This is a genomic window from Janthinobacterium sp. BJB426 (assembly GCF_002735705.1).
GTDB lineage: Bacteria > Pseudomonadota > Gammaproteobacteria > Burkholderiales > Burkholderiaceae_D > Janthinobacterium.
The window spans coordinates 427,971-442,818 of the sequence record NZ_PDZL01000001.1 but is presented as its reverse complement, the minus strand read 5'-3'; the positions used below and the strand labels follow the sequence as shown (position 1 = coordinate 442,818).

Below are 14,848 nucleotides of genomic sequence, written 5' to 3'. Positions count from 1 at the left end.
GTGGTCTTCTAGGCAGGGGTAATGTGTTTGGCCGGTTTGGCTTTCGGTTCAGTCCTGGATGTGCGCACAACCGATTGCTGCTCCTTGACCGCCCGGTCAAAGACGTCCAGCATCTGCTGCAGGCTCGCTTCCTCGTCCGGCGTCGGCGCCTCGGGCACTTGCAGCACTTGCTGCAGCCATTCGGCCAGCGCGCCGATGTCGTCCGGGTCGGCGCGCGACAGCAAGGCCGGCAAGGCGGCGATGGCCGCATCGAAATCATGCAGCATCAAGCGCGCCTGCTGGCGCACGATACCGCGGAACTCCTCCATGCCGACATCCTGCCGGTATTGCGGCTTGATCAGTTTGAGGGCCAGGTTGACCCTGCGCTCGTCGGCGATCATGCGGAAGCGGTAGATGTAGAACAGCGCGCGCACGGCCGCTTCCACCAGGCCGCCCCGCTGCATGTCCTCGTCCATCTTGCGCGTTTCGCAGCGCACGTATTCGCAATGCTCGGGCGAGATGCCGGGATGGGGGCGCGGCGGCGTCGTGTCGCCGATGGCTTGTCCCGTCAGCGCCTGCACCAGGGGCGAGCCGTACACCAGGTCGAAGGTGGTTTCCTGCACGCTGTCGCGCCAGTCGCGCCAGCCGTTCAAGCCGGCCGTGATGGCGCCGGAGATGGCTTCCTGCATGGCCAGCAGCGGATTGTCGGGCGATACCGGCTGGCGCTGGGCGCGCACTTTGTCGGCCTCTTTGGCCACCAGCCTGGCCAGCGGATTGTGATCCGTCCAGCGCTCGTACGACACGCGCAGCGGATGCGCGAGCTGCAAAAAGCGCGCCGTCTGCGGCGTGACCATGGCGCGCACCCACGGCTGCGCAAACGTGCGGTACAAGGCCAGGTTCACTTCGGACACGCGCGCGGCGGCGGCGAACTTGCGGTCGTTTTCCACGCTTGGCTGCACGATGGCGCGCACGTCGTCGATGCCGCGATGCTCGACCTGCAGCACATAATCGCCGCTGGCCAGGTCCGCGTTCGGCGTATCGGGCGTCTTGTCGACGATCCTCGCTTCGTAGATGCCGGCCGGCAGCAGGTTGATCAGATCGATATTGCTGGCGAATTTCTGGTGCTCTTTGTGCCCCACTTTGGCCGACACAAAAATGCCCAGGTGGCCGATGCTGTCATGCACGGCATACACGATGGTCTGGTCGTGCAGCAGCACGTCCTTGTCGTCCCGGTACAGGTCCGTGATCCAGCCCAGGGCCTGCGGCGGCGGCGTGATGTTGTCGCCGTTCGAGCAGAACACGACGATGGGTGAGCGGATGTTGCGCAAGTCCAGGCGCACGCCGTCCGAGGTGATCAATTCGGCCGTGGCCAGGCGGTTGCCGATGAACAGATTGTCGACGATGTATTGCATCTCGACGTCGTTGAGGAAGACGTGGCCGCCCCAGTATTTTTCAAATTCCAGGTAACGCGGTGCTTCCGTATCGATGTTCGCATACAGGTTGTACTGCTTGCTCCACAGGGTGTTGGCCGGGTTGAGCTTCTCGAAATTCTGCACCAGACTGGCGCCATCGAAGCGGCCCTTGCCCAGGTCGCCCGCCAGCGCCGTGGCCCAGCTGCCGCCCATCAAGCCACCCGCGTAGCGCATCGGATTGCGGCCATGCCAGCCGGCCCAGTACGACACGGGCGCGCCGGCCACGATGATGGGGCCGAACAATTCCGGGCGCATGGCCGCCGTCATGAGGATTTGCCAGCCCGCCTGGCAATTGCCGATGACGACGGGTTTACCCTCGCTGAGCGGATGCAGGGCGATGACTTTTTCCAGGAAGGCCGCTTCGGCATGCATCACGTCTTCCACCGTCTGTCCCGGCACGGGATCGGGCAGGAAGCCGATGAAGTAGCACGGGTGGCCGGCGCGCAGGGCCACGCCGATTTCGCTCTCGGCCTTGAAGCCGCCGATGCCGGGGCCGTGCCCGGCGCGCGGGTCGACGACGACGAAAGGGCGCTTCGATGGATCGGGTTCGGGCGCATCGGGTGTCAATATGCGCGCGAGGCCGTAGTTGACGGGGCGCGCCAGTTCCAGGCCCGACATCACCAGCTCGGCGGGGAAGTCCAGCACGTTCGGCACTTCCTCGGCCATGTGCTCCTGGTACTGGTTGCCGCGCCGGCGCATCACGTCCGCGTACAGCACGATGCGCTGCCACGAGTCGCGCGCATAGTCGCCCAGCACGCCCAGCGGCGGCAAGCCGCCGGTGGAGAAAAATGGTGCAGCTTCGATCTTCATGGCTATCCTTTTCATGCAAAAAACGCCGGACCATTCCGGCGCGGGAGCTATGCCATCTGGCTGATGGTCTTGCGAAAACGGGCAAGGGCAAACGTGAACAGGGCCGTGCCGATGGCCAGCAAGGACAGGAACGGTTTCCACACCACGTCAATGCCGGCGCCCCGGTACAGGATCGCCTGGCTCAATTCGACGAAATGCGTGGTCGGCGCAATCAGCATGATGTTCTGCACAAGCTGGGGCATGCTTTCGCGCGGCGTGCTGCCGCCCGACAGCATCTGCAGCGGCAGCAGCACGAGGATCAACAGCATGCCGAACTGCGGCATGCTGCGCGCCACGGTGGCGAGGAAAATGCCCATCGAGGTGGTGGCAAACAAGTGCAGTGCCGCGCCGCACAGGAACAGCGCGATCGAGCCTTCGATGGGCACGTGCAGCATGCCGCGCACCACCAGGTTCAGCGACAGGGCGGCGGCCAGCAGCACCACGAGACCCATCGACCAGACCTTGCCCAGCATGATCTCGGCCGGCGTCACGGGCATCACCAGCAAGTGCTCGATGGTGCCATGTTCGCGCTCGCGTATCAGCGCTGCCCCCGTCAAAATGATCGACAGCATCGTCACCTGGTTGATGAGCTCCATCAACGAGCCAAACCACGCCTGGCTCAGCGACGGATTGAAGCGCGCGCGCATCACCAGCTCCACCGGCGAGACGGTCGCGCCCCGATAGCGCTTGGCGAATTCCGATATCTCGCCGGCGACGATCTGCTGGATGTAGCCGCTGCCGCTGAAAGCCTGGCTCATGCGCGTGGCGTCCACGTTCAGCTGCAGCTCCGCGTGGCGCCCGCCCAGCACGTCCGCCTGCAGCTTGGGCGGTATCGTCAGCACGAAGGTGTACTGGCCCGCGTCCAGGCCCGCATCGACCTGGCCCTGGTTGATCATGGCCGGCGGCGTGAATTGCGGCGGGAAGAAGGCCGAGGCGATGCGCCCGGACAGGGGCGAGCCATCCTCGTCGACGATGGCGATCGAGGCCATGTGCAGGGTTTCCGGCTTGGCCGTGGCGGCCACGTAGATGGCCAAAGTAAACGTGTAGAGGATCAGGATCAGCATCATGGGATCGCGGATCAGGCTCCAGATTTCCTTCACGCCCAGGCGGTAGATATTTTCAAGATGCCGCATATCAGCTCTCCTGTTTCTTCAGCAGCGCCACCGTCACGCCGAGGATCACGGGAATGGCGATGATCAATGGCCAGAACGAGGCGTGCAAGTCGCCAAAGCCCAGCGCCTTGTTGAACACGCCCCGGCTGATATTGAGCATGTGCGTGGCCGGGTACATCAGGCCGATGGCCTTGCCCACGCCTTCCATCGACGAGACGGGATTGAGCAGGCCGGAAAACTGGATGGCCGGGATCATGGTGCCAATCATGGTCACGAACAGGGCCGCGATCTGGCTGCGCGTAAACGTCGAGGCGAACAAGCCGATGCCGGTGGCGCAGACATTGAAGATGAAGGTGGCGCCGATCAAGGTCAGCAAGCTGCCCTTGACCGGCACGCCGAAGGCGGTCACCGCCAGCAGCGCCATGAGGAGGAAGTTGAACATGGCCAGCGCCACATACGGCACCTGCTTGCCAAGCAAGAATTCCAGGCGCGTGACAGGCGTCACGTACAGGTTGATGATGGAACCGAGTTCCTTTTCGCGCACCACGGACAGCGCCGCCAGCATGGCCGGCAGCATCAGCAGCAATAAGGGAATCACAGCCGGCACCATGGCCGGCAGGCTTTTCACGTCCGGGTTGTAGCGGTAGCGGGTCTGGATGGCGACCGGATTGTTCATCTTGATACCGTAACGGTGCAAGGCCTGGTCGGCCAGCCATAGCTGGTGCATGCCCTGCACGTAGCCCTGCACGGTTTCCGCGCGCATCGGCATGGCGCCATCGATCCACGCGCCCACCTGGGCCGGCGCGCCGCGCTGCACGTCGCGCGCGAAGCCGGGGGGGATTTCAATGGCCAGCGACAGTTCGCCGCTGCGCATGCGCTTGTCGATATCGGCATAATCGCGCAGGGGCGGGCGTTCGATGAAGTAGCGAGAACCGGCCAGGTTGTTCGTGTAATTCTGGCTCAACGTCGTCTGGTCGTGGTCAAGCACCGCATAACTGAGGTCTTCGACGTCGAGACTGATGCCGAAGCCGATGACGAACAGCAGCAGCACGGAGCCGCCCAGCGCCAGGGTCAGGCGCACGGGATCGCGGCGCAGCTCCAGCGTCTCTCGCCACATGTAGCTGAGCATGCGGCCCAGGCTGAAGCGGCTGCGCTGGTGCTTCTGCTGTGGCGCCTGGACTGCCGCCTTTTGGCCCGGCGCCTCGCTTTCCTGCGTCGCCGCTGCCGTGCCGCCGCCCGCCTCTTCCAGGTAGGCGATGAAGGCCGCTTCCAGCGATGGCGCGCCCTTCTTGCGCACCAGTTCGGCCGGCGCATCGCTGACCAGCACTTTCCCCGCATGCATCAGCGAGATGCGGTCGCAGCGCTCGGCCTCGTTCATGAAGTGGGTGGAAATGAAAATGGTGACGTGGTCGCGCCGCGCCAGCTCGATCATCAGGCGCCAGAAATTGTCGCGCGCGATGGGGTCGACGCCGGACGTCGGCTCGTCGAGGATCAGCATTTCCGGCTTGTGTACCATGGCCACGGCCAGCGACAGCCGCTGGCGGATCCCCAGCGGCAGGCTGTCAGGCAAGTCGTCCATCACCGCGCGCAAATCGAAGCGCTGCGCCATCTCGTCGATGCGCGCAGGTATCTCGCCCTCTGGCACGTGGAACAGGCGCGCGTGCAGCATCAGGTTCTGGCGCACCGTCAGCTCGCTGTACAGAGAGAATGCCTGCGACATGTAGCCGACCCTGCGGCGCGTGTCGATATCGCTGGAGTCGACCTCCTTGCCGAACAGCCAGGCCTTGCCTTCCGTGGCCGGCAACAGGCCCGTGAGCATCTTCATGGTGGTCGACTTGCCGCAGCCGTTCGAACCGAGAAAGCCGAAGATCTCGCCACGGCCGATGCGGAAATTCACATGGTCGACGGCCGTGAAGTCACCGAAGCGCATGGTCAGGTCCTGCGCCTCGATGGCGACGTCCTGCGCGCTGGCGGCGTCCAGCGGCGTGATGACGACGGGCTGGTGGCCGGCGCGCTTGGCTTCGGGCAGCAGCTTGATGAAGGCCGATTCCAGGGTATCGCTTTGCGTGCGCGCCAGCAGTTCGGCCGGCGTGCCCGTATCGAGCACCTTGCCGTCATCCATGGCCACGAGCCAATCGAAGCGCTGCGCCTCGTCCATGTAGGCGGTGGCCACCATCACGCTCATTTGCGGGCGCTGCACGCGGATGCCGGCGATCAGGTCCCAGAACTGGGCGCGCGCCAGCGGATCGACGCCGGTGGTCGGCTCGTCGAGAATCAGCAGGTCGGGATCGTGGATCAGCGCGCAGCACAGGCCCAGCTTCTGCTTCATGCCGCCCGACAGCTTGCCGGCCGGACGTGCAAGGAAAGGCTGCAAGCCCGTGCTGCGGGTCAGCTGGTCGATGCGGCGGCGGCGCTCGGCCGCGTCGTGGCCGAACAGGCGCGCGAAAAACTGCAGGTTTTCCTCGACCGACAGGGTCGGATACAGATTCTTGCCCAGCCCTTGCGGCATGTAGGCGATACGCGGGCAAACATCGTCGCGGTGGCGCGCATCGCGCATGTCTCCGCCCAGCGCCATCACTGTGCCCTGCTGCACGGCGCGCGCGCCGGCCACCAGCGACAGCAGGCTCGATTTGCCCACGCCATCGGGCCCGATCAAGCCCACCATGCGGCCGGCCGGCACATCGAGATCGATGGCGGCTAGCGCCACCGTCTTGCCGAAATGCTGGCTGACGCCCTTGATGCTGACGACTGGAGAAGTGGAAGCCACGGTCACTGCGGGACCTTGGCCGTCAATTCAGCGGGCCAGGCCTGCTTGGCATCGAGACGCACCCAGGCCACGCCGGGCAAGCCCACTTTCACCAGCGCCAGATGCTTTTGCAGCAGCTCGCGGCTGATCTGCGCTTTCACGCGGAACATCAATTTCTGGCGTTCGCTGGCCGTTTCCACGGTTTTTGGCGTGAACTGCGCGCTGGCGGCGACAAACGAGATCGTCGCGGGAATCACATAGTTCGGCGCCGCGTCGAGGATGATGCGCACTTCGCCGCCCAGCGCCACCTTGCCGGCCGCCGTCTCGGGCAAGAAGAAGGTCATGTAGACGTCCGACAGGTCGACCAGGTTGAGCACCTTGCCGCCGCCGGCCAGCACTTCGCCCTGCTGCGCCACCAGGTATTGCACTCGGCCGTCGCGCGGCGCCGCCAGCTGGCCATCGGCCAGGTCGGCATCGATGCGCGCCGTCGTCGCCTCGGCCGCCACGACGGCGGAGCGCGAGCCGACCACCTGCGCTTTTGCCGCGTCGATGGCCGCTTGCGCCGCCGTCACTTGCGCCTTGGCCGCATTCAGGGCGGCGGCCACGCTGCGCACGCGGGCGCGGTCGTCGTCGAGTTCCTGCACCGAGGAAGCGCCCTCTTTCGACAAGGTTTCCGAGCGGGCCAGGCGGCGCTTGGCCGCATCGAGTTCGCTTTCACGCTGCGCCACCATGGCCAGCGCGGCCGCTTTGTCGCTTTCGCGCACGGCCACCTGCGCCTGCACGCCGACCACGGCGTCCAGCGCCTGCTGCTGGCGCGCTCGCGCCTCGTCGCGCTGGGCCGTCAGCGAATCGACCTGCATGCTGGCCAGCGGCTGGCCCGCCTTGACGAAGTCGCCCTCGCGCACGAGGATCTCCTTGACCCGGCCCGCCAGCTTGGTGGCGACGTCGACTTCCGTCGCTTCGATGCGGCCATTGCCGCTGACAAAACCTTCACCGGGGCCCGTGGGACGCATTTTTTGCCAGGCCACATAGCCCAGCACGAGAACGGCCACGACCAGCGCCGCGGGGATGAGTTTTTTCTTCAATTGAGCATTCATGGTATCGGGGCGATCAAATTAGTGGGTGGAAGCGGCGGCGGAGGCGACGGGTGCGCCGCCGCCCAGGGCGGCATACAGGCTGACCTGGCTCGATAGCAGCGCGCGGCGCGTCTGCACCAGTTGCTGCTCCACCGTCAGCAAGTCGCGCTGCGCATCGAGCACTTCCAGGTAGGGCGCGGCGCCATTGTCGTAGCGCAGCTTGGCCAGGCGCGCCCGTTCGCTCTGCGCGGCCAGCGTCGTCTTGCCGATGTCGACCTGCAGCGCCAGCCAGCGCCGGTTCGACAGCGCATCGGCCACTTCGCGAAACGCGCCCTGCACGCTCTTTTCATAATTGGCCACAGCCACGTCACGGCGCACCTCGGCCAGGTCCATGTTGGCGCGCAGGCGGCCCGCGTCAAAGATCGGCAGCACCAGGCGCGGCGCGAGATTCCAGGCGCCGCTGCCGGAATCGAACAGGCCGTTCAATTCCGCGCTGGCCGTGCCGTAGGCCGCCGTCAGGGATATCGTCGGGAAGAAGGCGGCGCGCGCGGCGCCGATATTCGCTTGCGCGGCGCGTAGCTGGTGCTCAGACGCGATCAGGTCGGGGCGCTGCGTGAGCAAAGCCGAGGGCAAGCCCGCATGCAGCGGCTGCAGCACGCTGGCGTCGTCGAAGCGGTGCACCTCACCAGCCACCGGCGTCAGGTCGACGGGACCGCCCACCAGCTGGGCCAGCGCATGCGCCTGCACGGCGCGCACCTGTTCCAGCTGGGCCGACAGCGACAAGGCCTGGCTGAGCAGGGTTTCCACCTGCGTCAGGTCCAGCTTGGAAATCGACCCGACTTCAAAGCGGCGCGTGAAGATGCGCAGCGATTCGGCGCGGCTGTCGACCGTGGCACGCGCCAGCGCCACCCGCTCATCGAGTTCGCGCAAGCCCAGGTAGCCATTGGCCACCTGCGCCACCAGGGCCACGCCGACGGCGCGACGCGCCTCGTCGCTGGCCAGCAGGGTTTGCAGGGCGCTGTCCTTCAGGCTGCGCACCCGGCCCCAGAAATCGAGTTCCCAGGCGCTCACGTTCAAGCCCGCCTGGTACTGCGCGCTCGTCATGGCGCGGCCCGTCGGACTCAGGTCAGCCGGTACGCGCGCGCGGCTGCCGGAGGCGCCAAGCGCGATGGTGGGAAATTGTTCGGCGCGCTGGATGCCATACGCGGCGCGCGCCTCTTCCACGCGCAGGGCGGCGATGCGGATGTCGCGGTTGCTGGCCAGCGCCTGCGCAATCAGCGCCTGCAGGCGCGGGTCGGCAAAGTAGGCTTGCCAGGCGACGTCGGGCGCGCTTGCGCCGGCCGTATCGGCCTCCGGATACTGCATAGCCACGGGCAGCGGCGGTGGCGCATACGGCGGCGCCATCGAGGCGCAGCCGGCCAGGGCCAGCGTGGCGGCCAGCGCAGCCATCATGGCGCGGTTGGGCAAAGTAGAAACAGCCATGGTCATCTTCTTCCAGTCAATTCAGAATGTTGTAGCCGCCATCGACATACAGGGTGCCGCCCGTGATGGCGCGCGCGCCGTCGCCGGCGAGGAAGGCGCACAGCGCGCCCACGTCCTCGATGGTGGCCAGGCGCCGCATGGGCGAGCGTTCGATGGCGTCGGCCATCAGCCGGTCGAAATGGGCGATGCCGGAAGCGGCGCGCGTCTCCAGTGGTCCCGGCGAAATGGCGTTGACGCGGATGCCTTGCGGGCCCAGTTCGGACGCCAGGTAGCGCACCGACGCTTCCAGCGCCGCCTTCACGGGACCCATCAGGCCGTAATCGGCGATGACTTCCTCCGCACCCAGATAACTCATGGTCATCAAGCTGCCGCCGTCCAGCATCAGCGGTTCGGCCAGCTTCGCCATGCGCATGAAAGAGTGGCAGGAGATATCCATCGCCTGCGCAAAGCCGTCGGCCGAACTGTCCGTCACGCGGCCATGCAAGTCCTGCTTCGGCGCATAGGCGATGGAATGGACGACGAAATCGAGCCGCCCCCACTGCCGTTCGATCTGCGCGAACAGCGCCTCCAATTGACCCGGCATGCCCACGTCGAGCGGCGCCATGATGGCCGCCTGCACTTGCTGCGCCAGCGGCTCCACGTGCGGCCTGGCCTTGTCATTGAGCCAGGTCACGGCCAGTTCGGCGCCTGCCGCGCGCAGGGCGCTGGCGCAGCCCCAGGCGATGCTTTGCGTGTTGGCGATGCCCACCACCAAGCCCCGCTTGCCCTGCAAAGGCAAGTGCCGCAAGTCGGCCGTCATGCCGGGACTGGACGCAGGGCGGGCCACGGCGTGGCCGCATGCACGCAGCGCACCCCGCCGGCGCGCATGGCGGCGGCGCAAGCGGCCAGCGTAACGCCACCGGCGCGCGCATACGGCAAGGCAATGGGAGTGTGGGGATGTAAGGTATTGCACGCGTCAGGCGCGGGGATCTGCATCTTCATGAATCTGGCTTCCGTCACTGAAATTCGAGGCCAGCACCAGTGCATTCTCGAGGAACTGGTACGGGGCGAAATTACTCTACAGCATTTAGACGCGTGATTCGTGATGAGTCCGATCCGCATTCCATGACGCTTTGAGCTAGGTCAACTATAAGTGCGATTGCGGCAATGCAACATTGATGTAAATCAAATTTTACCTCAATATTATCTAAATGAAATATTTTTCAGGCAAGCGTGTGGACATATTGATTTGATAATATCACTGGGCTGGCAGAAAGAAAGGCGCGCCTGCGAGCGACAATTGGTATTGCCTGGAAAACAAGCGGCGCTGGGCAGTGGCGGAAGACAGGCGCTAGGAGAGAGGAGAAAAGGGGGCCATGCTATTGCGTTGCAACATGACCCACCATGCATTACAGGACAGACTTGGACGGTCTTATTTTCCCGGCGCCGGGGCGGGACGCGAATACAGGTCGATGATGGTGCTGATGCCATCCTGGCACACGGAGCAGAACGTCTCGCTGCGGTCGAACATGATGCACTGCATCTCGGGCCGGTAGTAGCCGGACGACTCGTAGTTCGCGCCTTCGAAGGCGCCCACCGCATGGCGCTGCGGCGCCTTCGAGAACAGCTGCTGCGTGTACGCCAGGTCGGCCTTGAACAAGTCGCTCATTTCGCTTTCAGGACGGTTGGCCGCGCGCAGGGCCGCGCGCTGCTGCTGGTATTCGCGCGCATGGCTGTCGTACGCTTCCTTCGGCCATGGCGTCGGCAGCGGCGTGCCCGCCTTGACGTGGTTCTTCCATTTCAGCCTGGCCGGATCGCGCAGCGCCGTGGCGTTCGGCTCCCACGGTTCCTGGCGTTCGCCATTCGACTGATAGGCCACGGGCGAGGTGTAGTACTCGTCGGCCAGGCCGGCGAAATGGTGACCGAATTCGTGCACGAACAGGTAATTGGCCCAGTCGTTGTTCGCCGCCGCCGTGCTGAACTGGCCGAAGATGCCGCCGCCGCCATAGGTATCATTATTGACGAGGATTTCAATGAACTCATACGGCGCGTACTGCGCCAGGTCGCGCAGCGCGCGGTTGTCCGTCGTCAGCACATAACGCTCGCTGCCGAAGATGTCGTAGCGCGTGCCCAAGGGTGACGCGTGATGCACGCCCGTCGAAGGGCGCGACACGCCCGACTCCTGCGTCGGTGCGGCCATGGCCCAGACATTGAAGTCCTTGGCCCGCTCGCGGAATGGCGAGACGGTGAAAAGATGGTCAGCCAGCTTGCGTGCCGTCGCTTCGAACTTGCCCATTTCGGCCGCCGTGTAGCCATCGCCCATGATCAGGAGGTCGACCTTGTCGCTGGAGGGACCACTGATGCGGATCGGGATCGGCTTGACGGGCGCCGGCGGCTGCTTGCGGATCACGTCCTGCGCGGCCGGATCGACATCGGTGCTCCACACCACGGAAAACAGGCCGCGCTCATCGCGTTTCAGGATGCGCACGCGCACGGGGTGCTCGGGCTGCGGGAAGCGCACGGATTCCTGGAAGGCACGCGTGGTGGTTTTCGCCTCATCGGTGCTGGCCCACTCGCCGAAGATGGTGGAAAAGCCGCGCGAGTACAGCACCTTGCCCGACTTGATGTCGACCACTTCCAGCAGGTTGTTGCCGCGATTGCTGTCATCGATGGGACGCGCCAGGTTGCCCGGCCATGGCAGGGGCTCGACCAGCACGCGCTCGACCGCATAGTGTTCGCCCAGCGCATTGCCGCTATGCTGGTAATCGAGGCGCATGGTGGCCGGCTGGGCGGCACTGGCAGCGTACGCGGCAGGGACGATGCCGGCGGCCAGCGCCAGCGCGCAGAGGAAGGATCGAATCGGAGTCTGCTGCATGTTATTCCTAAAACGGTAGAAAAACAGGTGAAGGGAACGGTTTTCCAAACAATCGGCGGGCCTGCCGGCAGGCGCGGGAAAAACCGCTGCGGCACATTGTAGCGACAGGAAGCGAGCGTGCAAAGCGCCCTTTTCAGCCGATTCGCTTGACCAGGCGAGCCAATCGGCATATATTAGACTGACTAGTCAATTAATTAAAGGTAAGTCCATGCGCACCATCGATCCCGATAAACACGCGGCCCGCCGCGACGCCATTCTCGCCGCCGCGCGCCATTGCTTTGCGCGCAAGGGCTTTCACCAGACCAGCACCGCCGCCATCTGCGCGCAAGCAGGCATGAGTCCCGGTAACCTGTTTCATTACTTCCCCACCAAGCAAGCGATCATCGCCGCCATCGTCGACCAGGAAGGCAGCGAGACGGCCGCCTACTTCGCCGGCGTGCAAGGCAGCGCCGATGCCTACGGCGCCCTGCTCGACTTCATGGATCTGGTGCTGGCGCTGGCGGCCGACGCAGACTTTGCGGGGCTGGCGCTGGACATTGCCGCCGAGGCGATGCGCGACACGGATATCGCGGCCAGGGTGGCGCGCAACGACGCCAGCCTGCGCGGCGGCCTGCAAGCCTTGCTGGAAGAGGCGGCCGCAGGAGGCCAGGTCGACGCCGCGCTGGACGCGGCGCAAACTGCCAGCTGGATCGCCGCGCTGATCGACGGCATCTTCAACCGGGTCGCCGTCGATCCCGATTATGCACCGCTTGCGCAACGCGCCAGCCTGCACCTGCTGTTGGCGCGCTTCCTGCGCCCTGCCCTGGCATGAACGCCGCCATACAAACCCGGCCCCCGCGCATCGCCGACGTCGACGCCCTGCGCGGCTGCGCCCTGTTCGGCATTTTGGTCGTCAATATCGGCGCCTTCGCCACGCCCTGGTTCGGCCTGGGCTTGACCGATCCCGCCTTTCACGGCGGCGTGGACCGCGCCACGCACTTTATCGTCGCCCTGCTGTTCGAGACCAAGTTCTACCTGCTGTTTTCCTTCCTGTTCGGCTACAGCTTCACCTTGCAGATGCAGGCGGCCGCGCGCGCCGAGGCGCCGTTCGTGCCGCGCATGCTGCGCCGGCAAGCGGGCCTGTGGCTGATCGGCGCCCTGCATGCCGTGTTCCTGTTCCATGGCGACATACTCACGACCTACGCCCTGCTGGGCATCGTGCTGCTGGCGCTACACCGCTGCGGCGAACGCCAGGCACTGTCCCTGGCGCTGATGCTCGTTGCCGTCTGCGTGGCATTCTGGGCGGGCATGGCCTGGCTGCAAAGCCTGCAGCCGGCGGGCGACACTGCCGACAACGCCGTGGCGATGGCGCAAAAGGCGGCAAGCGCGCTGGCCGCCTACCACGCCACGCCGGCCGCCGTCGTCCATCAGCACCTGCGCGAACTGAGCGAAATCTGGATCGTCCTGCTGCTGGTGCAGGCACCGTGCGCGCTGGCCATGTTCCTGTGCGGCCTGGCCGCCGGCAAGCGCGAGATGCTGCTGCACGCCAGCGATTATCTGCCGCTGCGCCACCGCCTGCTGTGGGCCGGTGCGCTGGCAGGATTGCCTGGCGCCGTCTTCTATGCGTGGACCTCCGTATATGGGGATAGCCAGGCATGGCAGGTGGCGGGACTGGCCGTGGGACTGGCAAGTGCGCCGCTGCTGGCGGGCGCCTACCTGGCATTGGCGCTGGCCCTGTTCGAGCGTCTGCGCGACGGCATGCTGTTTTCCCTGCTGGCCGACACGGGCCGCATGGCCCTGTCGAACTACCTGCTGCAGTCAGCCATCTGCGCCGTGCTGTTCCTCGCATATGGCGCCCGGCTGATGGGGAGTGTGTCGCCGCTGGGGGCGCTAGCGCTGGCCGCCATCATCTTTTGCGCGCAGCTGCCATTAAGCCGCTGGTGGTTGCGCGGCCATGCATATGGCCCCGTCGAGTGGCTGCTGCGGGCCATGACGATCGCCGCGTGGCCGCGCTGGCGGCGCCAGCGCGCGGCTTACTTGTAGCGGTACAGGGGCTGGCGCAGCTGGATCGGACGGATATCGAGGCGCAGCTTCAGCACCGAATACGCTTCCGCCTCGGTCGAGCTGTAGCCGACGCTGTTGACTGTTTTACTGAAGCGGAACTCGAAGCCCAGGTCCGGGTACGGGTCACGCGGGTTGCCGAAGGCGATGCCGATCGCCTCCTGCTGGGCATTGTCGATCAGGTTGCCCATCAGGTCGAGCACGGCGTTATTGCCGAGGATATCGTTGGTGAACACGGGCTCGCGCATGTCGGGCTGGTTCGGATCGAGCTTATTGTCGGCCTTGTCCGGCGAGGGCGTAAACACGCGCGTGACGAGGTTGAATTTGTCGCCCCGGTCCAGGTAGCTGATGGCCGCATTGCTGATATTGAAATTTTTCACGCCACGGTCGCTGATGGCGCCCGACAGATCGATCAGCAAGGCACCGCTGTAGCCGATGACTTCCACGTCGCGCATGGCGTCGACCACCATGGCGCTGTTTTCATCGATGCCCAGTCCCAGGTGATAGCCCTTTTTCAGCATCACGGGAATCATGCGGGCAAAGCGTCCGCGCACCAGCAGATGCTGATCCACGAAAACATCGCTGCCGATGAAGCCCAGGCCAGGCGCGATTTCACGGCCGTCCGTCACGCCCATCTTGAGCATGTCGAGCACGGGCTTGGCATCGTAGAACATGGTGGTGCTCATGATGGCCGCGCCGGCGCTGGAACCGGCGATCACGCCGCCATTGCGGTAGACCGACCAGATGGCTTCCAGCGCGGCCGTGCGGCTGCCGTCCGGGCGCAGCAAGGCTTGCGTGATACGTCCCTGGTCGCCGCCGGCAAAATAAATGCCGCTGGCCGACTTGATCTGCGTGACGATGGCCGGGTCTTCGGCGGCCTTGCGGTAATCACGATTGGCCAGCTTGACGGCAAGCGGCACGAAAAAGGCGTCGGCGCCATACTGGTTCAGCTTCTTGATGATGCTTTCGCCCGATTTTTCCGGGTTCATCGCGGCCGAGGCCAGCACGGCGATGCGCGCGCCTGGCCCGCCCGACAACTTGACGATGCGCTGCCAGACTTCGGCATTGTCGGCGCGCAGGCCGCCACCGATGATGACGAGCGTGCCCTGCGGCGCGCTGCCGATGGCGCTGCCGCCCGGCGCCGCCACGGCATGGACGCTGCACAATGCGAGCGCGAACAGCAGCGCGGCGCGGATGGTGTGATACAGGCTTGCGGATGATTTCATGGTGCCTTTCAA

At 65.3% G+C, this 14,848-nt stretch carries 11 protein-coding genes; 2 read left to right on the top strand and 9 right to left on the bottom strand.

The window, feature by feature from the left end; genetic code table 11:
* Window positions 1-8 precede the first annotated feature (8 nt).
* From CSQ93_RS01965 to CSQ93_RS01930, 8 genes are all read right to left on the bottom strand, one after another.
* Window positions 9-2,261: a DUF3141 domain-containing protein gene (locus CSQ93_RS01965; protein ID WP_099376482.1), complete on the bottom strand. Its 2,253-nt coding sequence runs from the start codon at window positions 2,259-2,261 to the stop codon at window positions 9-11.
* Between the two features lie 47 nt (window positions 2,262-2,308).
* On the bottom strand, window positions 2,309-3,433 hold the full coding sequence (locus tag CSQ93_RS01960; RefSeq protein ID WP_099376481.1) for an ABC transporter permease: 1,125 nt from the start codon (window positions 3,431-3,433) through the stop codon (window positions 2,309-2,311).
* Window position 3,434: 1 nt separating this feature from the next.
* Window positions 3,435-6,179: a ribosome-associated ATPase/putative transporter RbbA gene (gene rbbA, locus CSQ93_RS01955; RefSeq protein ID WP_324847105.1), complete on the bottom strand. Its 2,745-nt coding sequence runs from the start codon at window positions 6,177-6,179 to the stop codon at window positions 3,435-3,437.
* 2 nt (window positions 6,180-6,181) lie between these two features.
* Window positions 6,182-7,255 carry an HlyD family secretion protein gene (locus CSQ93_RS01950; protein ID WP_099376479.1) on the bottom strand — a complete coding sequence of 358 codons (1,074 nt, stop codon included), beginning with the start codon at window positions 7,253-7,255 and terminating at the stop codon, window positions 6,182-6,184.
* An 18-nt stretch (window positions 7,256-7,273) separates the two neighbouring features.
* Window positions 7,274-8,722 (bottom strand): efflux transporter outer membrane subunit, encoded by a 1,449-nt coding sequence (locus CSQ93_RS01945; RefSeq protein ID WP_099376478.1) that lies wholly within the window; start codon window positions 8,720-8,722, stop codon window positions 7,274-7,276.
* 10 nt (window positions 8,723-8,732) lie between these two features.
* Window positions 8,733-9,515, bottom strand: coding sequence for an enoyl-ACP reductase FabI (fabI, locus tag CSQ93_RS01940; RefSeq protein ID WP_199534228.1), 783 nt, complete (start codon window positions 9,513-9,515; stop codon window positions 8,733-8,735).
* Window positions 9,512-9,697 (bottom strand): hypothetical protein, encoded by a 186-nt coding sequence (locus CSQ93_RS01935; protein WP_099376477.1) that lies wholly within the window; start codon window positions 9,695-9,697, stop codon window positions 9,512-9,514. Before CSQ93_RS01935 ends, fabI begins: the two co-directional genes overlap by 4 nt.
* 430 nt (window positions 9,698-10,127) lie before the next feature.
* Window positions 10,128-11,570 carry an IgA Peptidase M64 gene (locus CSQ93_RS01930; protein ID WP_099376476.1) on the bottom strand — a complete coding sequence of 481 codons (1,443 nt, stop codon included), beginning with the start codon at window positions 11,568-11,570 and terminating at the stop codon, window positions 10,128-10,130.
* 208 nt (window positions 11,571-11,778) lie between these two features.
* On the opposite strand from CSQ93_RS01930, the gene CSQ93_RS01925 reads away from it, so the two are divergent.
* Entirely contained in the window at window positions 11,779-12,381 is a 603-nt protein-coding gene (locus CSQ93_RS01925; protein WP_099376475.1) for a TetR/AcrR family transcriptional regulator, read from the top strand.
* The gene (locus CSQ93_RS01920; protein ID WP_099376474.1) at window positions 12,378-13,592 is read left to right on the top strand and encodes a DUF418 domain-containing protein; all 1,215 of its coding nucleotides are present in this window, start codon (window positions 12,378-12,380) and stop codon (window positions 13,590-13,592) included. The genes CSQ93_RS01925 and CSQ93_RS01920 overlap by 4 nt, the downstream gene beginning before the upstream one ends.
* On the opposite strand, the gene CSQ93_RS01915 is transcribed toward CSQ93_RS01920, so the two are convergent.
* Window positions 13,583-14,836 (bottom strand): cyanophycinase, encoded by a 1,254-nt coding sequence (locus CSQ93_RS01915; protein WP_099376473.1) that lies wholly within the window; start codon window positions 14,834-14,836, stop codon window positions 13,583-13,585. The genes CSQ93_RS01920 and CSQ93_RS01915 overlap by 10 nt on opposite strands.
* Window positions 14,837-14,848 lie beyond the last annotated feature (12 nt).

Coding starts and splice junctions, on each gene's coding strand:
- CSQ93_RS01930 (WP_099376476.1), bottom strand. CDS start 11,570: ATGCAGCAGACTCCGATTCGATCCTTCCTCTGCGCGCTGGCGCTGGCC.
- CSQ93_RS01915 (WP_099376473.1), bottom strand. CDS start 14,836: ATGAAATCATCCGCAAGCCTGTATCACACCATCCGCGCCGCGCTGCTG.
- CSQ93_RS01920 (WP_099376474.1), top strand. CDS start 12,378: ATGAACGCCGCCATACAAACCCGGCCCCCGCGCATCGCCGACGTCGAC.
- CSQ93_RS01950 (WP_099376479.1), bottom strand. CDS start 7,255: ATGAATGCTCAATTGAAGAAAAAACTCATCCCCGCGGCGCTGGTCGTG.
- CSQ93_RS01925 (WP_099376475.1), top strand. CDS start 11,779: ATGCGCACCATCGATCCCGATAAACACGCGGCCCGCCGCGACGCCATT.
- fabI (WP_199534228.1), bottom strand. CDS start 9,515: ATGACGGCCGACTTGCGGCACTTGCCTTTGCAGGGCAAGCGGGGCTTG.
- CSQ93_RS01945 (WP_099376478.1), bottom strand. CDS start 8,722: ATGACCATGGCTGTTTCTACTTTGCCCAACCGCGCCATGATGGCTGCG.
- CSQ93_RS01965 (WP_099376482.1), bottom strand. CDS start 2,261: ATGAAGATCGAAGCTGCACCATTTTTCTCCACCGGCGGCTTGCCGCCG.
- CSQ93_RS01935 (WP_099376477.1), bottom strand. CDS start 9,697: ATGAAGATGCAGATCCCCGCGCCTGACGCGTGCAATACCTTACATCCC.
- CSQ93_RS01960 (WP_099376481.1), bottom strand. CDS start 3,433: ATGCGGCATCTTGAAAATATCTACCGCCTGGGCGTGAAGGAAATCTGG.